Origin of the sequence: Shewanella glacialimarina, assembly GCF_020511155.1 — a bacterium.
In the GTDB taxonomy this organism is placed as follows: domain Bacteria; phylum Pseudomonadota; class Gammaproteobacteria; order Enterobacterales; family Shewanellaceae; genus Shewanella; species Shewanella glacialimarina.
On the sequence record NZ_CP041216.1, the window covers coordinates 2,957,172 to 2,977,601 of the forward strand.

The 20,430-nt window shown below is 40.1% G+C and carries 20 protein-coding genes; 6 read left to right on the plus strand and 14 right to left on the minus strand.

All coding sequences use genetic code 11. From position 1 onward, the window contains the following. Nucleotides 1–42 precede the first annotated feature (42 nt). The 3 genes from FJ709_RS12845 (at nucleotide 43) to FJ709_RS12855 (ending at nucleotide 2,788) form a co-directional block, all read left to right on the plus strand. Nucleotides 43–678, plus strand: a complete 636-nt coding sequence (locus tag FJ709_RS12845; protein WP_226410428.1) for a peptidylprolyl isomerase — start codon at nucleotides 43–45, stop codon at nucleotides 676–678. A gap of 365 nt (nucleotides 679–1,043) precedes the next feature. Then, entirely contained in the window at nucleotides 1,044–2,192 is a 1,149-nt protein-coding gene (yiaY, locus tag FJ709_RS12850) for an L-threonine dehydrogenase (RefSeq protein WP_226410429.1), read from the plus strand. Between the two features lie 230 nt (nucleotides 2,193–2,422). Beyond that, nucleotides 2,423–2,788 (plus strand): cytoplasmic protein, encoded by a 366-nt coding sequence (locus tag FJ709_RS12855; RefSeq protein ID WP_226410430.1) that lies wholly within the window; start codon nucleotides 2,423–2,425, stop codon nucleotides 2,786–2,788. A gap of 95 nt (nucleotides 2,789–2,883) precedes the next feature. Here FJ709_RS12855 and FJ709_RS12860 read toward each other — a convergent pair whose 3' ends face one another. Together FJ709_RS12860 and FJ709_RS12865 are read right to left on the minus strand one after the other, a co-directional pair. After that, nucleotides 2,884–4,017 (minus strand): response regulator, encoded by a 1,134-nt coding sequence (locus FJ709_RS12860; protein WP_226410431.1) that lies wholly within the window; start codon nucleotides 4,015–4,017, stop codon nucleotides 2,884–2,886. Between the two features lie 51 nt (nucleotides 4,018–4,068). Then, complete coding sequence (locus FJ709_RS12865) at nucleotides 4,069–4,773, minus strand: MlaA family lipoprotein (RefSeq protein ID WP_404830057.1); 705 nt, start codon at nucleotides 4,771–4,773, stop codon at nucleotides 4,069–4,071. A 358-nt stretch (nucleotides 4,774–5,131) separates the two neighbouring features. On the opposite strand from FJ709_RS12865, the gene FJ709_RS12870 reads away from it, so the two are divergent. From FJ709_RS12870 to FJ709_RS12880, 3 genes are all read left to right on the plus strand, one after another. Next, on the plus strand, nucleotides 5,132–7,315 hold the full coding sequence (locus FJ709_RS12870; protein WP_226410433.1) for a hypothetical protein: 2,184 nt from the start codon (nucleotides 5,132–5,134) through the stop codon (nucleotides 7,313–7,315). 30 nt (nucleotides 7,316–7,345) lie between these two features. Continuing rightward, nucleotides 7,346–7,663, plus strand: a complete 318-nt coding sequence (locus FJ709_RS12875; RefSeq protein WP_226410434.1) for an EscU/YscU/HrcU family type III secretion system export apparatus switch protein — start codon at nucleotides 7,346–7,348, stop codon at nucleotides 7,661–7,663. Between the two features lie 116 nt (nucleotides 7,664–7,779). Beyond that, entirely contained in the window at nucleotides 7,780–9,117 is a 1,338-nt protein-coding gene (locus FJ709_RS12880; RefSeq protein ID WP_226410435.1) for an RsmB/NOP family class I SAM-dependent RNA methyltransferase, read from the plus strand. A gap of 63 nt (nucleotides 9,118–9,180) precedes the next feature. On the opposite strand, the gene FJ709_RS12885 is transcribed toward FJ709_RS12880, so the two are convergent. The 12 genes from FJ709_RS12885 to flhF form a co-directional block, all read right to left on the minus strand. Continuing rightward, nucleotides 9,181–9,579 (minus strand): DUF2802 domain-containing protein, encoded by a 399-nt coding sequence (locus FJ709_RS12885; RefSeq protein WP_226410436.1) that lies wholly within the window; start codon nucleotides 9,577–9,579, stop codon nucleotides 9,181–9,183. Nucleotides 9,580–9,657: 78 nt separating this feature from the next. Next, entirely contained in the window at nucleotides 9,658–10,152 is a 495-nt protein-coding gene (locus FJ709_RS12890) for a chemotaxis protein CheW (RefSeq protein WP_226410437.1), read from the minus strand. Between the two features lie 2 nt (nucleotides 10,153–10,154). Continuing rightward, the gene (locus FJ709_RS12895; RefSeq protein ID WP_226410438.1) at nucleotides 10,155–11,468 is read right to left on the minus strand and encodes a chemotaxis protein CheW; all 1,314 of its coding nucleotides are present in this window, start codon (nucleotides 11,466–11,468) and stop codon (nucleotides 10,155–10,157) included. Beyond that, entirely contained in the window at nucleotides 11,452–12,246 is a 795-nt protein-coding gene (locus FJ709_RS12900; RefSeq protein ID WP_226410439.1) for a ParA family protein, read from the minus strand. Before FJ709_RS12900 ends, FJ709_RS12895 begins: the two co-directional genes overlap by 17 nt. 44 nt (nucleotides 12,247–12,290) lie before the next feature. Further along, the gene (locus FJ709_RS12905; RefSeq protein WP_404830058.1) at nucleotides 12,291–12,731 is read right to left on the minus strand and encodes a membrane anchored protein in chemotaxis locus; all 441 of its coding nucleotides are present in this window, start codon (nucleotides 12,729–12,731) and stop codon (nucleotides 12,291–12,293) included. 58 nt (nucleotides 12,732–12,789) lie between these two features. Further along, the gene (locus FJ709_RS12910; RefSeq protein WP_226410441.1) at nucleotides 12,790–14,013 is read right to left on the minus strand and encodes a protein-glutamate methylesterase/protein-glutamine glutaminase; all 1,224 of its coding nucleotides are present in this window, start codon (nucleotides 14,011–14,013) and stop codon (nucleotides 12,790–12,792) included. A 24-nt stretch (nucleotides 14,014–14,037) separates the two neighbouring features. Beyond that, nucleotides 14,038–16,236, minus strand: a complete 2,199-nt coding sequence (locus tag FJ709_RS12915; protein WP_226410442.1) for a chemotaxis protein CheA — start codon at nucleotides 16,234–16,236, stop codon at nucleotides 14,038–14,040. 15 nt (nucleotides 16,237–16,251) lie between these two features. Continuing rightward, nucleotides 16,252–16,989 carry a protein phosphatase CheZ gene (locus FJ709_RS12920; protein ID WP_226410443.1) on the minus strand — a complete coding sequence of 246 codons (738 nt, stop codon included), beginning with the start codon at nucleotides 16,987–16,989 and terminating at the stop codon, nucleotides 16,252–16,254. Between the two features lie 13 nt (nucleotides 16,990–17,002). After that, nucleotides 17,003–17,386, minus strand: coding sequence for a chemotaxis response regulator CheY (cheY, locus tag FJ709_RS12925; RefSeq protein ID WP_007649667.1), 384 nt, complete (start codon nucleotides 17,384–17,386; stop codon nucleotides 17,003–17,005). A 43-nt stretch (nucleotides 17,387–17,429) separates the two neighbouring features. After that, nucleotides 17,430–18,149 carry an RNA polymerase sigma factor FliA gene (locus tag FJ709_RS12930; RefSeq protein WP_226410444.1) on the minus strand — a complete coding sequence of 240 codons (720 nt, stop codon included), beginning with the start codon at nucleotides 18,147–18,149 and terminating at the stop codon, nucleotides 17,430–17,432. Further along, on the minus strand, nucleotides 18,142–19,023 hold the full coding sequence (locus FJ709_RS12935; RefSeq protein WP_226415986.1) for a MinD/ParA family protein: 882 nt from the start codon (nucleotides 19,021–19,023) through the stop codon (nucleotides 18,142–18,144). Before FJ709_RS12935 ends, FJ709_RS12930 begins: the two co-directional genes overlap by 8 nt. 4 nt (nucleotides 19,024–19,027) lie before the next feature. Beyond that, entirely contained in the window at nucleotides 19,028–20,422 is a 1,395-nt protein-coding gene (flhF, locus tag FJ709_RS12940) for a flagellar biosynthesis protein FlhF (RefSeq protein WP_226410445.1), read from the minus strand. Nucleotides 20,423–20,430: the final 8 nt, after the last annotated feature.

The following is a 20,430-nucleotide window of genomic DNA, read 5'->3' on the forward strand; positions in this document are numbered from 1 at the left end:
CAACTATGTCGCAAAACTTATAACAACTTTATAAAGGAATATATGAAAGCTTATTTATTAGCAGCAGCTTTAATCAGTTTAACCGCCTGTGGTGGTTCAGAATCATCACCACAAACGCCAACGCCCCCACCAACTCCGACGCCAACTCCTTCGCCTGAGTTAGCGATTAATGTGTGTTATTCGGTAGATACCACCATGGGCGAATTCACCTTAGGTATTGATAATACTAACATGCCTATTACCGCTGCTAACTTTAGTCGTTATGTTGACGAAAAATTTTATGATGGCACTCTATTTCATCGTATTGCCAATAACTTTGTAAACCAAGGTGGTGGTTTTACCCCCGGCATGAATGTAAAGTCGACTTATGACCCAATAAAAAATGAATCGAGTGTTGGGCTTAAAAATGATCGCGGCACTATAGCGATGGCACGCACCCAAGTATTAGATTCAGCTACCAGTCAGTTCTTTATTAACATTCATGATAACGATAACTTAAACTACCCTAGCCAGGGCGGTTATGCGGTATTTGGCAAGGTAGTAGAAGGCATGGAGGTAGTTGATATTATGAATGCGGTGAATACTCAATCAGTACAAAAAGATGGTGTCACCTTTACCAATGTCCCTATTGAAGAAATTATCGTTAATTCAATCAGTGACACAAACTGCCCAGGGTAATACCCAATTCACCTGGCTACTTACTTATTTACTTACGGTTAATCGTAAAAATAGCCTCTCCCCTTGGTAATATCGCTATTCAAACTTCAATGATTAGCGATATATTTTTGCCTTTTAATCAGTAAACACGCTTAATAAAATAACGAATTTAAATAACAGCCAAGAACACTAAAAATGGTGCAAGCGCACCTTTTTTAGCATTTCATGATAGAAGTCATATCACATTATATTCAGTACTTTCGTCCTAGTAACAAAACTACTCCTTTTTAAGTATGATTCCGTGAAATATTTGATATCTCTCACAAATATTATCCACTGAGGTTGGTATGTTAACTACAGATAAAATAATCCGTAGAGGTAACACCATGGCGACAAAATTCTTTATTCCTAGTGTCAATATCCTAGGTAAAAACGGCGTTGAAGAAGCAGTAAAAGACATTAAAAGTTTCGGCTTTAAACACGCACTTATCGTTACAGATAAACCATTGGTCGCTATTGGTTTAGTCGCCAAGGTAGCCGATAAATTGCAAACCGAAAATATTCAAGTTTCAGTTTTTGATGGTGTTCAGCCTAACCCCACTACAGGCAACGTAGAAGCTGGATTGGCTTTGTTAACTAAAAACCAATGTGACTTTATTATCTCGCTTGGTGGTGGTTCACCACATGATTGCGCCAAGGGAATTGCATTAGTTGCTACCAATGGCGGCAGCATTAAAGATTATGAAGGCGTTGATATGTCATCTAAGCCTCAATTTCCTTTAGTCGCTATTAATACTACAGCAGGCACAGCAAGTGAAATGACACGTTTTTGTATTATCACAGATGAAGCACGTCATATCAAAATGGCTATTGTTGACAAAAATACCACTCCTATTTTATCGGTAAATGACCCCGAATTAATGCTCGAAAAACCTGCGGCATTAACCGCAGCAACAGGTATGGATGCATTAACACATGCTATTGAAGCCTATGTCTCTATTGCCGCTAATCCTATTACTGATGCGTGTGCAATTAAAGCAATCGAATTAATTAGGGCGAATTTAATTAATGCAGTAAAAGAGGGTCACAATATTGATGCCCGTGAGCAAATGGCTTACGCCCAGTTTTTAGCCGGTATGGCATTCAACAATGCAAGCTTAGGGTATGTACATGCTATGGCGCACCAATTAGGGGGGTTCTATGACTTACCTCACGGAGTTTGTAATGCCATTTTATTACCCTATGTGCAAATTTATAACGCCAAAGTGGTACCGCAACGCTTAGCCGACGTGGCCAAAGCGATGGGAGAAGACATCAGTGATTTATCAGCTGAAGCCTCCGCCATGCTAGCCATTAGTGCAATTAAGCGCTTATCTGAAGCTGTCAACATTCCTGCGACACTTAGCGAGCTTGGCGTAAAAGCCGAAGATATTCCAACACTGGCAGAAAATGCATTAAAAGATGCCTGTGGTTTTACTAACCCACAACAGGCAACCTTTGACGAAATATGTCAAATTTATCAAGCTGCGTTGTAAAAGTTAACCGGTGAAAACGATTAGTACCGTTTTCCAAAAATATCATTTCAATAAATAAAAAGCTCGCATATTTTGCGAGCTTTTTATTAGAAAAATTTTGTTTACCAACAAATGGTTAGTCAGTACATTAGTAAAAGCGAACCTAGATCTCAGTTCTGATAATAACGATTGACCACCATAGAATTTACGGTCTATGATAAATTATCTTATAAAGAAAAGGTGCACCTAAAATGACAGCGATAACTCATGTCCACAATTACACCGTTCGTTGCCCTCACTACCAACAAAATGACAAGCAAGCCTCTTGGCAGAATCATATCGAAGTTAACCATTCTTGCGAAATAGCCTTAGACAGAATCACTAAATGGCATAACAATGCTGGCAGTAAATTATTTGAAATTGACGGCATTACTATTCGTAAAGCTGATAAGGAAGAAGCTTACTTTGCGATGCAAAGTAGTCGCTTAAAAAATGATGGTCACGGTTTAGTAACGTTTAAAGTTTATTTAGATAATTGCTGCCAAGATGCTTCGGTAAACGACATTATGACTCATCTGGTCAATGACTATATGCAACGCTGTGAAAAAATAAGCTAGTCAAATAGCAGTCTATAATTCGGTCAACAAAAAAGGTTTAGTATCACTACTAAACCTTTTTGTCACTTCAAAAATACAATAAATTCAGGTAATAACTATCCGCAGTTTAACTGCATAAAGCCACCTGCATGGGTGCTTTTATCAAAGGTTAAGCCTTTAAAATGATTGTTAAGCAACGCTTGCTGATGCTCTTGAAAATGCGTACTAATACACAAATACTCACCGGTAGAAAGATGACGGCGTTGCACGCTAGGTTTCTCCCATAGAACAGAGCCTATTGGTTGACAATCAGGCAATGCTAAAGGCAATAAACCGGTACTATTTCGCAAATAACATCTTAATCCTGCCCCTGCTCGCGCAATAACCGCATCATAACGCTTTAAGTCGATGCAGATATAAACCATATTGGTAAAAATATGTAGCCCGGAACTCATTATCCGTGTGTTGAGGTAATTAAGCATCTCAACGGGGTTAAGTAGCTCGCTACTTGTTCCAGTTCTAAAACTTTTCAGTTTTTGATTAATAAAACTACGCAATAATACACATCCAAATGCAGCACTGTTATCTTCAGGTTGAAAATGAGCCATATACATCACAAGGTGATCATCACCCACCATAGTCGAATCAATGAAATAAGCACTGACATCGCTGTTTTTAAATAAACTGTAATCTATCGCAGCTTGCGGATATTGAATGTGAGAAGCGGGGAAAAGTTGTTGTTGCACATTTTTAGCGGCATGTGAGCTTTGCTCAAGTAACAATAAATTTTCATTTAATTCAAGATACGATAGCTCAGCTAATTGATGCTCAAATACATCTGTGGGATCATATGTATTCTTTGCGGTTTGATTAACGGAGTGGTTTAATGCTTGTTGGATAGCTGCTTCAATAATAAATAAATTAGCTAAAGGTTTAACAAGATAATCACACGCCCCAATTCGTAATGCTTCGACGACATCTGGCATTTCATCGTTACCAGAAATCACAATTACAGGCACATTTGGATTAATCACCATCATCTGCCTTATCATGGGTAAACCACCCAACTTAGGCATATTTAAATCAGCGATAACAATATCAAATGTTAACTCACTGAACAGCACTAAACCTTGACGCCCATTAGCACCATGTTTAACAACAGCCCCTTTGCTTTGCAAAAAGTCTGTCATTAACTGACTAAAAATAGGATCATCTTCAACAATTAAAACCGATATATCTGTCAGTGCCATGCTACAACTCCACAGATGAAAACCTGCCAGAGTCGTTATCTCTCTGGCTACTTACTCTAACTCATCCATATATTCATCTAACAGTTCATCATCCTGTTGATCTTGAGGCACATTACCATCATAAACTTTATAATCCATGTGCTGAAAATATGCTTCTTTTACAAATGTATAAGGGTCAAGAGCATTGTCTAGCAGTCTTTCTTGATCGATAGCGGATGCACGTGTGTGCAACCCTTTAAATGCCCACTTTAAAGCTGATTGCCATAAAGTAAACTCTGATAAAGGGAAGTATAGACCATCAACCCAGTCTGTCGCGAGTTCACGTGTCACATAAGGGCCTAAAAAGGGCGCCATAAAATAAGGACCATTGGGTACACCGTAATATCCGAGCACTTCATTGAAGTCATCATCTTTACGCGCCATGCCCATCATTTCTGCAACATCAACAATGCCCAGAAGTCCTAAGGTGCTATTAATAGTGAATCGCCCACCAGCATTGGCTGACCAACCCCATTTACCTTGCAAGGCGTTGTTGACCATTGAGCTAGGCTCTTCAAAATTACGAACAAAATTATCTAAACCTGACTTTACCGGATGAGGTACATAATCATTGTAACCATGTGCTACTGGGCGAAATAAATACTTATCGAAGTATAAGTAATTTAAATCCCACATCACGCGGTTAAAACCTTCAAATGGATCTCGGGGATCATTATGGATTACGGTAACTGAAGATACATTGTCACCGACTTGCATTAAATCTGTATCAGGCTCACTAGCGGCAGCATTACTGACATTCAATAACAGGAAAGGAAGTAATATTCCCTTAGACTTATTCATAATACTCTCTTAAAAACACAGCGGATAAAGCTATAAACAAACTGCTATTTTGTCGTTTTTATTAAAGCAATGATTGTTCAAGTCGATAAATGCTGAGATAGTCAATCCCAGCGTACTACACAGGCTAACGAGTCATTAAAAATTGACTATGTACTCTAAAAAGCCATTAGGTCGCTAAGGATACTTCAGCAGACATTAATCGCAAACTCAAAATTGTAAAAATAAATGAAAATTGCATCTTTAGTTTTATAACAGAAACACCTAAGGCCATAACATGAAGGCGCCACACACAAGATTACAGCCAGCAGTAAGTTCTAGCCCTGATGGTAAAACTGAGCAAATAAATAAAGTCACTGGCTCTGCTAATCAGCATGCACAGGCACCTACAAATAAGTCTCAATCTTTGTTAGATGTCCCCTTACGTGCAAGTGTCAATAACTCTGCCTATGTTGTTGCAACTACATCAGCCTTAGCAACGACCAATACAGTGCCAACTCAATGGGCTTCGACACAAGGTGTAAGCACTCAACAGACAAGCTCAAGCGGAACCAACAGCCCTATTATTGTCAGTGCAGACAAATCATTTATCCCGACCAATAATATCCAACCTGTGGTGATATCAACAACACAAAATAATAGTACGCCATCTCAAAATATGAACATCACCATTGCAAATCAGCAGTATCAATTTAACTTGACCGCAGAACTGCAAAAAATATTTCAAAACAGTGCTCAAATTGTTATTACTGCTGATGCGGCGAAAGAGGTTAACCTGCAACGAATAGCGGTCATTAATACATTAATACAAACAGCCTCGCTAGATGGTGCATCTAAGTTGGCATCTACATCTACATCTACATCTATGCTTGCACCAAATCACCAAGTTCAAACTCAGTTGATATTATTAGCACAAACCATTCAAATAAAATTACCGACAACTCTGATTGCACTGGCGGTTAAAAATGGCGTATCAACTGAACAACTGTCACAATTAGCATCTCGGCCCCAAGGTTATCCATTACCCAATGCGATAATTAATCAACAACAACTCAGCTTTGTTGATGGGCCAACAATAAAATTAGATCATGCTCATTTGGCAAAGGGGCAATACCTAGTCAATATTATGAACGTTAATCAGCGATTGGTGCTGACTCTTACCCCTGTGCAAGCCGAAGTAAAGGTGAGTTTAACCCCAATAACTCAAACGCAAGATAGCACAATAACAACCAAACAAGACTCTATTGTGTTAAGTAAACCAGAACCTTCACAGCTGCTCAATCTACTATTTAAAAAGCTCGAAACCTCATTGTTAACAGAAACGGCACTCAGAAATAATCAACCAACTAGCGGACAAGCATCACAATCTGAAACGGTCATTAAACAAGCTCTATCTGCAGATAGTTTAAGTATACAGAGCAAATCAGCGGCTGTTACAGAGACTATTGCTAGCTCAAAAATAGACATATTATCTGCGCAAAAAATGGCTAAAGACATTGCTGGAGCTTTCAGTCAAAACGCTTTAAATCAGAACGCTTTAAATTCAGGTTCAACTAAAACTCAATCACCATTAGAGATAAATAATCCAGCTTCTTCAAATACAGAAAAACCGACTTTAGGTCCCATTGAAGTGTTGCAAAAAGCACTGTCTAAAGCAGGTGCCATGCCCGTAATGACTAAAACCGCCAACCAATCACCTCAAAATTTAGCATTAGAGTTACTAAAGTTACTGCCACAATTAGCGCCTCAACCTATGACAACATTGACAGAACCAAATCAATTACTGGGTGAATTACACAGTATAACCGGATTAAATTTAGCCCAAACAGCACCTCCTGCTTCACAGTCTCAACTTTTTTCAGGTGGTGCTGTGTCAACATTATTTCAGTTATTGTTGGGCGTTAAAGCCCAAAATAGCGGCAAGCAAATCAGCGAAAAGCTACAAAACCACTTGCAGTTACTACAACGTTTAACCTCAGGAAAATCTTCAGCAAATAGTGGGTTATTGGGCTTGCTTGAAAAAGCAGGAACCTTAGATAGCATGAGTCAGCTAGCCAATAGTTTTCAACTTTATCAGCAAGCCAGCAGCAGTGATCAAACCATAAATTGGTATTTTGCTTTACCCTATTCCCTCAATCAACGAAACGAACAATTTGAAGGGCACTTTCAAAAGGAACCTGATAAAGACACTGAAGATAAAGCGGGTTGGCGTTTACAGTTAAAATTTAATTTATCTCAAGGTGCTATTTTAATTATCGCGCACAAAAAAGCTGATGTACTCAATTTACAATTTATGGGTAATAACCAACAGCTATTAGATAAAATCTCCAATTTTGACAGCGCATTATCACAAAAAATGAGTCAAATTGGATTTACACCCGGCGAGTTTTCAACTCAAATAGCCAATATTCCAGCAACCCTGTTACCGGGTGATCATTTCTTGGTAAAAACACGCGCTTAATCGATTTGAGTTTGAGTTTGGAGATAAAATATGCAAGAAAATGATCACAAGAACAAAGTAAAGCATGCTGTTGCTTTAAGTTTTGATGGTAAAAATGCCCCTAAAATAACCGCATCAGGGAAAGATTTGGTCGCGGAGGAAATTATCTCACTGGCGAAAGAAGCAGGTGTTCATATTCATCAAGACCCTCATTTAAGCGAGTTTCTACAACTACTTGAAATAGGTGAAGAGGTTCCTAAAGAGCTTTATCTTCTAATTGCAGAGCTTATTGCCTTTGTCTATATGTTAGAGGGGAAATTCCCAGAGCAATGGAATAATTTGCATCAGCGTATCCTTACTGAAGTTTAATGACTGGTAGGCAACAGAGAGCTGAGATCTTGAAACTGTGTTCGCATGGTCAAATAGCTAAGTGACGTGGTAAACTTCATATTTATTCCCTATTCCAGCAATTGACACTAAAACTCATGACTGACTCTCCATTTACTATCAGCAAAGTGGCCACTTCTAGTGCTGAAAAACGTGCAATAAGTTATGCCAGTACTATTTTCAATTTATTTGACTCTGTACTAACAACTAAGCAACCAGCAGATCGCATCATAGCCAACTATTTTAGAGAACATAAAAAGCATGGTTCAAAAGATCGGCGTGTGATCAGAGAGAGTTTGTTTAGTTTATTTCGTTGGTGGGGCTGGATCCAACAACTTGGTGAATACCAACAACAAGAAACTTTTTTTAGCATGTTAGCGAGTGCGGCACAATTAGAAAACCACTCATGGATTGATATTCGTGACGCTTGGTTAACATTTGGCAAGCATAGTCATTTAGCCAACCCACTGCCATCATCTGCATCAGATAATGTTGTCGATAAACTTAGCCTATTTAAGCAATTCTCCCAACTGGATGGCTGCACACTTGAACAGCTTTTACCCGCTTGGTTTTGGCAGCACTGCCTTGTAGATTCTAAGATAGAAAAACAAGCTTTAATCCAAGCCATGAGTTCACGCCCGCCTATCTGGGCAAGAGCACAACAGGCTTCGACTCAAAATGTATTAAACCGGTTGTCCCTGGACAATATTCAAGCTGTAGGTTCTGAGTATTTTAGTGACACGATCAATTTAGGCCATAACAGCGTTAATTTAAATCAAGTAGCCGCATACACCGAAGGCTTGCTTGAGATCCAAGACATTGCTTCACAGGTGATTGGTCAAACTTGCGATCCTAAGCCGGATAGTCAATGGTGGGACGCTTGCTCCGGTGCTGGTGGCAAGAGCCTTCAATTATTATCATTAATGCAGCAGGCCGGTATTGAGGGGCATGTAACAGCTTCTGACATAAGATTAAATCCGCTTAATGAGCTACTAAAACGTGCTAAAAGAGCCAACTTTAAGCAAATAAGTATTTGCCCATGGAAAACCGAGCAGCTGCCGGTTAAGTCAGACTTTTTTGATGGTGTGTTAGTCGATGCACCTTGCAGTTGTACAGGAACTTGGCGTAGAAACCCAGACATGCGCTGGATAGATGATGTTAGTAGTATAGAAATGAAGCCTCAGCTGCAATTAGATATTCTTAAGCGCAGTGCTGATGGTGTAAAATTCGGCGGGGAATTAGTCTACGCAACCTGCTCGCTTGCACAGGCAGAAAATCAACAGGTGGTGAATGCATTCTTACAAAGTAATGTTAACTTTGAACTGGTAATATTGACTCATCCTTTTGATGGTACACAAAGTAATATGATAACAGTGTGGCCACAACAGGCTGATAGTGATGGTATGTTTGTCGCAAAAATGCGCCGAATAAAATAGTCATTCTTGCTATTAAAACGAAAAAACCATTACAGTTGTGATGGTTTTTTCTATTAACAAAGGCTATTTTTTATGCAACCGCAGTAGTAATTCAACCTCAGCTTTAGGCAATTCACATTCCTGCATAAGCTCTTCAATACCAGCGCCAAGTGCAATCATCTTCACTGCGCGCGAGTAAAGTTTAGCCTGCGGATCTTGTTGGCTTGCTTCATCAATAAGATCTGACTGTTTAGTCAATCTCTTCTCAATTTCAGCCACTTTACGCCCCATGCCTATCGTACCACTGCGAAGCTCATTAAGTTCACGCTTAACAGCCTCTCTTTGACGATCGCTTTCTTTTACTAATAAAGTTAACGCTTCCACTTTGCTTTTTAACTTACTTGATTGTTGTTGCAAATAAAGCACCACACCTAAACAGGCAATGACATAGACCAAGGCTGCTATTAAAAATTCATCACCCATGTTTTACTCTCAAAAAACGCTTAAAACAAAAAAGCCAGCATACTGAATGAGCTGGCCATTTGTCACTGAAAAGTTTATCTAAATATCAGTTAACTCTTCCCACTCTTCGTCAGATAACAGTTTATCAAGGTCGACTAAAATCAATAGTTCATTGTCGCGATTACTCACACCTTGGATAAACTTAGCACTTTCTTCGGTGCCCACATTAGGTGCATTATCGATCTCAGAGCGGCGTAGATAAACGACCTCAGCAACACTGTCGACTAGAATACCAATAACTTGTTTTTCCGCTTCGATAATCACAATACGTGTTGAATCATCTACATCAGCAGGCTGTAAACCAAAACGTGAACGGGTATCAATAACCGTCACTACATTGCCTCGCAGATTAATAATTCCCAATACGTAATGCGGTGCACCTGGTACTGGAGCAATTTCAGTGTATCGTAATACTTCCTGAACTTGCATTACGTTAATGCCATAGGTCTCATTATCTAATTTAAATGTAACCCACTGTAATACTGCATCGTCTGAACCTGCAGCTACAGCTGCTACACTTCTAGAATCACTCATAGTTAACCTCGGTCAATCGAATCCTGACAACCTAAACCTGCATCAAGCATGTCAATCAAAGCTTGTACATGCAATATGCCACACATTTGTTGTTTTACAACTCCAGCAAGCCACGGACGCTTACCTGGTTTCTCACGCCAATTGACGTGTGATTTATCAATCTTGACGGCATTGACTAGCGATTCACAAGCCAGTCCCCATCGACTATCGCCCAGCATCACCAGATACTGATAATCTATCGATTCAGCCATTTCAGGAGAATATTTCTCTGGCATCACCCAGGCACAAGTATCCACCACATTAATTTTTTGTTCTCGATAGGGCTGAACCCCTAAAAACCATTTAGGACGACCAATTAAATGGTTTATTCGCTCCACTTTTACAATACCACCTAAATTCACAAGGGGTACTGCTAATGTTAAGCCCGCAACATTAAAAAACAGCACTTGAAACTCATCATCAAGCACTTGCTGTAAATCATGAGTAATACTCGGTGGTATTGCACCTAATTGAGTCTCAGGTGTTACATCAAGTATCTCTTCACTATTTATAATAGCTTCATTTACAGAACTTGGGGTTGTTTCTGTTAAATTTATATCGACTAAAGGCTTGATTTCTTTATTGGCATTTAGTGTTTTTTGTAATGAAAGTGGATCAACAGCAGTTTTTTTAATCGATTTCTCTATTGGCAGCCCTAAATTTTGTCTTACCTTATCAGCACTGGCCTTAATTTCCTGAGCTGTTATAGTCATTTTAGAAGAAGCTGGTATAACTTCAGTTTTGACGTCAGGCTTTACTTCAGGCTTTGAGACTGCCGACAACAGCCTTTCAAGTGCTTGCTTATTGATATTCTCACTTGGTTCGGCAAAACCTCTTTCTAGAATCGAATTTATTGGCTGCTGATATTTAACTGCAGTATTTGGTTTGTTTAGCGGCTCAAAAGAAGTTTTAGAATATTTATCATCGATTTGATCAATCTCTATCAAATCCGCCGTATCCACTTTTTTTGAAATAAAGCTCGTCTCAGATAGTTTTCTCGTTTCAGACAGCTCTTTTGCTAAAAGAGCGTCTGGTATAGTTTTTATCTCTGCAGCCGACTTTTTAGTGATTAAATCTAAAGCTAACTTATCAGAACTTATACGACTTATTTTACCTTTGGATATAAGCCCTGTAGAGTCAGAATTCTCAGATGCAACAAATCCCTGCTTTGCATCATTCGATTGCGCAGTTTGTGTCTCCTCAGTAGTTTCCGAAGCCGGCTCAGTGAGGAGCATTGTAAAATAATCAAAAACAGTTTCATCAACCGATTTTGACATGTGCTAACTCCCGCGAATCAAGGTAATTTAACAGTAAATTGTAGGCTTTTACTCCACGGCTAGATGGAGAATAATGTGATGCTGGTAAGTGCGCTAAACTGGCATCCCTAAACTTAGTATCTACAGGGATCACATTATCTGGCCATAGGTTCTTATTGTATTTTTCTTGCATATACGACAATGCTATCGGAGAAGCTTTTGTGCGTTTATCATACATTGTCGGCACGACAGTATAACTATACCGAGTCTTTTTAGATCGCCCCATTAGCTCCATCGTTTTAATCATTCTGTCTAAACCTTTAATCGCCAAGAATTCAGTTTGAACAGGAATAACAATGTGTTGGCTTGCCGCTAATGCATTTACCATTAATACGCCTAAAACGGGTGGACAATCAATAATGGCAATATCATATTTATCTTCTAATAACACGAGTAGATTACGTAACACCAGGCCCATACCTTCTTGATGCCCTAATGCTCGGTCTAATGTTGCTAGTGCCATTGTTGCAGGCAGTAAATCAAGCCCCTCAAGTTGAGTTGGCATAATATATTGTTGGATAAACTCTGCGGTAAGCGACTTGTGATTAACAAATACATCATAAAGCGAACCTGGAACCTCTTCAGAATCAATGCCTAAATAATAACCAAGTGAAGCATGAGGATCTGTATCTATCATTAAAACACGCTGCCCACGTTTAACAATAGCGCCGGCTAAACTTGCTACAGTTGTGGTTTTACCAACCCCACCCTTTTGATTTGCTACGGTCCAGACTTTCAAATATTGATTCCTCGGCCTGTTATTATGAGTGAGATTCTATCATGCTAGCGTTTTGATTCAGTTTCTTTAGGTAGTTCACGTGTAGTTACTCTTATACCACCATGAGGTAAGCGAATAACTTTTACACCATCGGCATTTTCAGACACTACTACATCAGTCGGTGGGTTATCGTCAACCATTTGAGTAGCAGACGGTTCAGTTGTAGAGAACTCTGTTGCTATTTGTGGCCCTAGTAACACACTTTGCTGACGTGAATGTTCACCAATATTCCCATAAGTACTACTCTTATCACGACCTGCAAATTCAATAATTGTTTCAGTTTGCTCTGGATGTTGCGCTAACCAATTTGCAATATCAGCAGCTTGCTCATCAGGTACCATCAGTAATACTTGTGAAGCTGCCAACCTTTCGACATCTGCTTTTAAAAGATCATTTTTTTTAAGGGCATCAAAATATAAACTCGACAGCGCGATTACCGCTAACATTAATAAAAAAAGCATTAAATTGATACCGACGCTGCCACGGTAATATTTAAAACCTTGACTAGCCACGGGAAGTCTCTTTTAAAATTGACTCAGCCATGTTGTCCAAGCTAATAGAGTGACTAGCAATACCTGCTGAGGCGACAGCTTGTGGCATACCATATACAACACAACTTGCTTCATCTTGCGCCCAAACATTGGCGCCAGCAGCTTTGAGCATTCTAGCGCCCTCACGACCATCAGCGCCCATACCAGTTAATACTACGGCTAAAATATCTCCCCCATAGGCTTTAGATGCCGATGCGAAGGTAATATCTACGCAGGGTTTATAGTTCATGTCAGTGTTGCCAGCGATAACTTTTAACCGACCAGATATACCCGCTTTTTCAACTAACATTTGCATGCCACCCGGCGCTAAATATGCACAACCAGGCTTAAGCACATCGCCACTTGCTGCTTCTTTTACACTAATCTGGCAAAGGCTATCTAAGCGAGTAGCAAAAGCAGGTGTAAACGCTGCTGGCATATGTTGAATAAGTAAAATGGGATGCGGGTAATTTGCAGGGAACTGAGTTAACACCTTTTGCAAGGCCACAGGGCCACCTGTAGATGTACCAATTAGCAATAATTTATATGATTTACCACTGGCACGAATAGAAGAAGGTAAGTTCGGGACTGTTGATGCATTACCTAATGTTGAGCCTAACGTTGTTCGTGTTGAAGTGTCAGCTGAAGAAGACGATAAGCTCCTACGAGAGGTTAACGAACTTGCCGCATTAGCACTATTTAAATTTGTGTTGGACGAGCTTAAGCTGCCAGCAAGTGAACTAGAAGACCTATAAGCTGTAGGGGAAGATGGTGATATACGGCTAACAGGTCTAAACACCCTTCTACGCCCTAACGCTTTTATACGTTGTTGAAGAAGAAGTATCGCATCATCTTTATTTGTAGCGATATCTTCAAAACGTTTAGGTAAAAAATCAAGTGCCCCAGCTTCAAGTGCATCTAAAGTCGATTTAGCACCATCATGAGTTAATGATGAAAACATAAGAATAGGAATAGGGGTACTTGCCATAATAGCGCGAACAGCACTTATACCATCCATCACTGGCATTTCAATATCCATAGTGATGACATTAGGGCTAAGCTCTGCCGCCATTTTAACAGCTTCTTCGCCATTGACAGCCACGCCCACAACTTCGAGTTCAGGATCTTGATTAACAATTTCACTGACTCGACGTCGAAAAAAGCTTGAATCGTCAACAACTAATACTTTTATAGCCATTTCATTCCTTAAATAATGGAACTTTTATTTTTTATTTTTGGCGTACTGTTTTAATAAACCTGGTACATCTAAAATCAGCGCAATACCACCGTCTGAGGTAATTGTTGCCCCCGCCATACCCGGCGTACCTTGTAGCATACTTCCTAACGGCTTAATAACCACTTCTTCCTGTCCAATTAAACCATCAACCACAAAGCCAATCTGTTTTGTACCTAATTGAACAATAACGACATGGCCGTGCTTTTTATCACCATGTTTAAACTTAGTTTTATGGCTGTGCAACCAATGCTCTAAATAAAATAATGGTACGGCTTTATTACGTACAATAACCGTTAGCTGACCATCTACAACATTGGTTTTGGTTAAATCAAGATGGAAGATCTCATTGACACTTGATAGCGGTAACGCAAACACTTGCTTAGATACATCTACCATTAAGGTCGGCATAATAGCTAACGTTAACGGTACTTTAATTTCTAAGACAGTGCCTTTACCCTTCAATGAGTCGATATGCACGGTACCGTTTAACTGAGTAATACGGGTTTTCACCACGTCCATACCCACGCCACGGCCAGAAATATCTGACACTTCCACTTTAGTTGAAAAGCCTGGCGCAAAAATTAAATTGTATGCTTCGGAATCTGTCATCCTAGATGCAGTATCCTCATCAAGCACGCCACGGGTAATAGCTATCTCTTTCAGCTTTTGAGGGTCCATCCCTGCACCATCATCTTCAATTTTCAGTAAGATGTGATCGCCTTCTTGGCTTGCTGATAATGTAATAGTACCTGTTCTTGACTTGCCATTCGCCTCACGGGTAATAGGCATTTCAATCCCGTGATCAACCGAGTTACGCACTAAATGCACTAACGGGTCGGCTAAAGCTTCAACGAGATTTTTGTCTAGATCGGTTTCTTCACCAATCATAACTAAATCAATTTCTTTATTAAGTGTACGCGCTAAGTCACGCACAACCCGCGGAAAGCGACCAAAAACCTTCTTAATGGGCTGCATACGAGTTTTCATTACTGCGCCTTGCAAATCAGCAGTAACTAAATCTAAATTTGCCAGTGCTTTAGACATTTCCTCGTCTTCACGAGTAACACCTAAACTAACTAACCTATTTCGGACTAATACCAACTCACCGACCATATTCATAATTTGATCAAGTCTAGCGGTATCAACACGAACAGTTGTTTCCCCTTGAGGAACAGATGCTGCCGCTTTTGTTGGCGCTTTATCTTTAACAACCACCTCAACCTTTGCTACAGGAGCTGGTGCTTTAGGTTGAGGGGCTGGAACTGGAGCAGCCTTTACTGGTTCAACGGTTTTAGGTGCCGCTGTTTTAGGTGTTGCTGTAGAACTTGACGCAGAAGTATCTACTTTAGCAGGGGAAGAACCTTTACCGTGAAGCTCATCAAGTAACTTCTCAAACTCGTCGTCGGTAATATCATCTGAGTCGACCATTTGAGCTGGAGGTTGTACAGATTTAGCTGGCGCAGGTTTACTATCAGCTACACTTAATTTGTTTGAACCATGAAGTTCATCTAACAATGCTTCAAATTCGTCATCAGAAATTTCATCTGAGCCAACAGGAGCTGGAGCTGTTTGCTGAGGGGTTTTAGCCGTTGATGAAGTGGTTGCTACAGGACTATTACCTTGACCATGAAGCGCATCTAATAATGCTTCAAATTCGGACTCATTTATCTCGTCAATATTAGTATCAGCGCTAATATTGTCTTCAATGAATTCAGGTTGATTGAAAGGCTCGATTTCCTCTACTGACTCTTCAATCAGCTCTTCAATCTGTCCGCCCATTTCTGATGGCAAAGGCGCACCCGAACTGAGTAGCTTCAATTTATTAAGTAGTTCGACTTCAACAGGATCTTGTTCTTCGCCTTGCTGAGTTTGCGCAAACATAATGTTAATAGCATCAACTGCTTGCAAAATGATATCCATCAATTCTGCATTAACACTACGCTTGCCGGTTCTCAATAGGTCGAAGGTATTTTCCGCTTCATGGCAGACGTCTACCATAGGTTTTAAACTTAAAAAACCTGCTCCACCCTTTACAGTATGGAAACCGCGGAAAATAGCATTTAACAAATTACTGTCATCAGGATTATTTTCAAGCGCAACTAACTGCTCTTGAAGAAGCTCTAGAATCTCACCAGCCTCTACCAAAAAGTCCTGGAGTATCTCTTCATCAACATCAAATGACATTCAACTGACTCCTAATTAGAAACCCAGACTGGATAGCAAATCATCAACTTCATCTTGACCTGCGACCACGTCATCACGCAATTCTGCGTGCATAATTGGGCCCTCTGCCTCTATTTTATTCTCTTTTTTAACAGTTTCCGGTTGCGGCGTATAATCACCAAATACTGTCAACATAGAGACTAGATTATTTTCGACTTCGCGAACTAAGTCGATAACTCGACGGATCATTTGCCCTGTTAAGTCTTGAAAATCCTGCGCCATCAGTATTTCATTTAGTAATTGTCGTAAACGGGTTGTATCGTGTTCACTATGTGACATAAGCTGTTGAACATCATGACAAAGTTTTTTGAACTCACTCAACTCTATATCTCGACGCATTAACTTATCCCACATAGGGGTAACAGATTTTATATTGGTAATTATTGTATCGGCCAAAGGTAAACATTCTTCAACTGCATCCATGGTTTTATTTGCAGCTTGTTCTGTCATATCAATAACGTAATTTAATCTTTCTTTAGCATCCGGTATTTCAACCTTGGCTAATTCTGATAAACGGTTATCTACCTGAAAGTCTTGAAGCGCGCTATGAAGTTGACGAGTTAATTTCCCGACCTCTTCAAATAATTCACGCTGTATTGGTGTAGCGAGTTCTCTAACAACGTCGTCAGCTTGATCTTGCTCCCCCGCACTAAGCAGTTCGACAAGTTGCTGGGCCTGCTCGAGAGTAATTAACCCCGATATTATTGGCTGCATAACTTATCCTTGCTTAAGCGAGACGTTCAAAAATTTTATCTAATTTCTCTTTAAGGGTCGCTGCTGTAAAAGGTTTAACAACATATCCATTCACACCTGCTTGGGCTGCTGCAATAATTTGCTCACGCTTAGCTTCTGCCGTAACCATCAAAACAGGTAAATGTTTTAATGAATCATCGGCACGAATAGCCTTCAGCAAATCAATACCTTGCATACCAGGCATATTCCAATCTGTTACAACAAAGTCAAAATCACCTTTTTGCAACATAGGTAAGGCTGTTGATCCATCATCTGCTTCTTGGGTATTATTGAATCCCAAGTCTCGCAACAAGTTCTTTATGATACGTCGCATTGTTGAAAAGTCGTCAACAATAAGAATCTTCATATTCTTGTCCAAGGTTTCCTCCGGTGAGCTGACACTCTAGTGCTCTAATTAATAATTATTGTTGTGTCCAATGCTTGAGTTTGCCTTTTAATCTAAGCATAGCCTGACTTAATATCTGACTAACCCTAGATTCGCTTACTTCAAGAATTGCACCGATTTCTTTTAAGTTTAACGCTTCGTCATAGTACAGTGAAAGTACTAATGCATCTCTTTCTGGTAAGGTTTTAATTGCTTCCACCAGCGCTGATTTAAATTGCGTTTCAGCTAATGCTTCAAAATTATCATCTGGTATTCCATCATCTGTGACTAACACATCTTGCGAAATACCTAAATCTTCTATGCCTATGATTTTCCCAACAGAAACATCATTTAAAATATGATGGTACTCATTGAGCGACATATCAAGTTTTTCTGCAATTTCTGTGTCACGAGCGTCACGTCCCAACCCTTGTTCTAGCTCGTCAATAACCTGTGCAACCCGGCGATTATTTCGATGTACTGAACGAGGAACCCAATCACCACGGCGGATTTCATCAATCATAGCACCGCGTATCCGAATCCCTGCAAAGGTTTCAAACTTAGCCCCTTTGGTATCATCAAATTTTGATGACGCTTCAAGTAACCCTATCATGCCAGACTGTAACAAGTCGTCGAGTTGAACAGAAGCAGGTAATCGCGCCAACATATGATGTGCAATTCTTTTTACCAGCGGTGCATACTGTTCAACAACGGATGTTTTATTATCGAACTGAGTATACGCGGCGGCTTTATTCACTCACTCTATCCTCTTGTGTTTCTTTGCGTTGGACTAAACGTTCAACAAAAAACTCTAAGTGACCACCCGGCTGTTGTGGAACCGGCCAGCTCATAATTTTATTTGCCAGACCGTGGTAAGCTATGGCTGATGGCGACTTTGGATACGCTTCAACGACTAACTTTTGCTTACGCACAGACTTACGTAAATTTTCATCAAATGGCACAGTTGCAACTAACTCTAAAGCAACATCTAAAAACCGATCCGTTACTTTACTTAGTTTAGCAAACAATTCCATTCCTTCACGTAAACTGCGCACCATATTAGCCACAATTTTGAAATGAAATACACCATGTTCACGGCTTAATATTTTTATCAGTGCATAGGCATCTGTGATAGATGTCGGTTCATCGCATACCACAATCAATACATCTTGTGATGCCCTTGAGAAACTCAGTACCATATCTGAAATACCTGCCGCGGTATCGACAATTAATATATCAAATTGGGTGCGCATCTCACTGAAAGCACGAATTAATCCTGCATGTTGAGCCTGGGTTAATTCAACCATGGCTCTGCTTCCAGACGTTGCAGGAACAATACCAATACCTTTAGGGCCTCGAACAATGATATCGTCTAATTCGGCGTCGCCAGATAAAACATGAGATAAATTTTTCTCAGCACGAATTCCTAACATCACATCAACGTTAGCTAAACCAAGATCCGCATCTAATACTAAAACACGTTTACCCTTTTCGGCGAGTGCGACTGCAGTGTTTATAGAAACACTGGTTTTTCCTACCCCACCTTTTCCACCGGATACGGCAATTACTTTAACTTTTTCGTTATTTGGTTGATTCATCATACGTAAACCACTTGCTTGATCACGGGTCATATTCTTACTCGAATGCATAAGTCATTTCATTCGACCATGCGCTTGTGTCTTGTGAAATTGCTTGTTCTGTTTCATTTAACGCGGCTAAAGCTTGCTTAGCCAGAGCTAAAGTATCTGCTACTTTTATGTCTTCAGGAACACGTTGGCCATCAGTCACATAGCTTAATGGTAACTCATTTTGTATCAGAACGCTCAATGCACCTGCAATTGATACAGATTCATCTAATTTGGTTAAAATTACACCCGCTAATGGAATGCGTTTAAAATGATTAACCGCGTCTTGTAATACCCTGCGTTGCCCTGTTGCCGACATAACTAAATAGCTGCGAATTGGGATCCTACTGTTTGCTGTCAAATTATCAAGTTGTTGATAAAGACGCATATCACGTTGCCCCATACCCGCTGTATCTATCAGTACTAACTTACGACTTCTAAATTGGTACAAAATCTGTTCAAGCTCGGTCACATCATGTGCTTGCTTCACTGGACAGCCCATTATTTTGCCATAAGTTGCTAATTGCTCATAGGCACCAATACGATAATGATCCGTTGTAATAAGCGCAACTTGATCTGCACCATGTTGTGCAGCAAAACGTGCAGCAATTTTTGCCAGAGATGTCGTTTTGCCAACACCAGTTGGTCCAACAAAAGCCACAACGCCACCGCGTTTTACAATATCATCACCTTGGTTATCAAGTAAGTTAGCCAAACTTTGTGGTAATGAACGCACTAATTCTGCAGGATTATAGTGTTGACTCAAAGATGAAAGTTTAGCTGCAACGGGTGCTGAAAACTCTGCAGCAAGTAGCTTACTTTCAAGCATAGCACCCACGGGGTCTTTCCGCTTTTTTTGTTCAGTCATCAATGAAGATACTTGATGAGTCAGTAAGTTACGTAATGATGCCATTTCTTCACGAAGCGCATCCATTTCGGTCGAACTGACCTTATTATTTTTTGACTGCTTATCAAATCCAGCTTGTTGCTGATATTGGGGTTTAGCTGGCTTCGCCTCAGCTGTCACACCTTGTAATTGGCGCGCCCATTCAGGTAAATCAGAGTCATCTTTTTTAGGAGGAATTTGCTGACTTAAGCGGCTTTGTTGTTTCTCTAACAACGCTTGTAATGAATCTGCCGCTGGCGGTGGATTAATTTTTGTCTTTGCCTTGATTACAGAGTTAGATGCAAGTGATACGCGATCCTCACTTAGATCCATAAAGCCTGGAGTCGGTGCCGCCATAGCGGCACTCGCCTTAGGCTCATCGTAATCAACGGCGGCGACAATCTCGATCCCGCCTGCCACTTTTTTATTCGACATAATGACAGCGTCAGAGCCAAGGGTCTCTTTTACTTGCGCTAATGCTGCGCGCATATCTTTGGCAAAAAATCGTTTAATTTTCACTTACGCAC

Bases quoted from the DNA above. Each gene is read 5' to 3' on its own strand.
- FJ709_RS12845 (WP_226410428.1), top strand. From the start codon at position 43: ATGAAAGCTTATTTATTAGCAGCAGCTTTAATCAGTTTAACCGCCTGT.
- yiaY (WP_226410429.1), top strand. From the start codon at position 1,044: ATGGCGACAAAATTCTTTATTCCTAGTGTCAATATCCTAGGTAAAAAC.
- FJ709_RS12855 (WP_226410430.1), top strand. From the start codon at position 2,423: ATGACAGCGATAACTCATGTCCACAATTACACCGTTCGTTGCCCTCAC.
- FJ709_RS12860 (WP_226410431.1), bottom strand. From the start codon at position 4,017: ATGGCACTGACAGATATATCGGTTTTAATTGTTGAAGATGATCCTATT.
- FJ709_RS12865 (WP_404830057.1), bottom strand. From the start codon at position 4,773: ATGCAAGTCGGTGACAATGTATCTTCAGTTACCGTAATCCATAATGAT.
- FJ709_RS12870 (WP_226410433.1), top strand. From the start codon at position 5,132: ATGAAGGCGCCACACACAAGATTACAGCCAGCAGTAAGTTCTAGCCCT.
- FJ709_RS12875 (WP_226410434.1), top strand. From the start codon at position 7,346: ATGCAAGAAAATGATCACAAGAACAAAGTAAAGCATGCTGTTGCTTTA.
- FJ709_RS12880 (WP_226410435.1), top strand. From the start codon at position 7,780: ATGACTGACTCTCCATTTACTATCAGCAAAGTGGCCACTTCTAGTGCT.
- FJ709_RS12885 (WP_226410436.1), bottom strand. From the start codon at position 9,579: ATGGGTGATGAATTTTTAATAGCAGCCTTGGTCTATGTCATTGCCTGT.
- FJ709_RS12890 (WP_226410437.1), bottom strand. From the start codon at position 10,152: ATGAGTGATTCTAGAAGTGTAGCAGCTGTAGCTGCAGGTTCAGACGAT.
- FJ709_RS12895 (WP_226410438.1), bottom strand. From the start codon at position 11,468: ATGTCAAAATCGGTTGATGAAACTGTTTTTGATTATTTTACAATGCTC.
- FJ709_RS12905 (WP_404830058.1), bottom strand. From the start codon at position 12,731: ATGTTAGCGGTAATCGCGCTGTCGAGTTTATATTTTGATGCCCTTAAA.
- FJ709_RS12910 (WP_226410441.1), bottom strand. From the start codon at position 14,013: ATGGCTATAAAAGTATTAGTTGTTGACGATTCAAGCTTTTTTCGACGT.
- FJ709_RS12915 (WP_226410442.1), bottom strand. From the start codon at position 16,236: ATGTCATTTGATGTTGATGAAGAGATACTCCAGGACTTTTTGGTAGAG.
- FJ709_RS12920 (WP_226410443.1), bottom strand. From the start codon at position 16,989: ATGCAGCCAATAATATCGGGGTTAATTACTCTCGAGCAGGCCCAGCAA.
- FJ709_RS12935 (WP_226415986.1), bottom strand. From the start codon at position 19,023: ATGACCCGTGATCAAGCAAGTGGTTTACGTATGATGAATCAACCAAAT.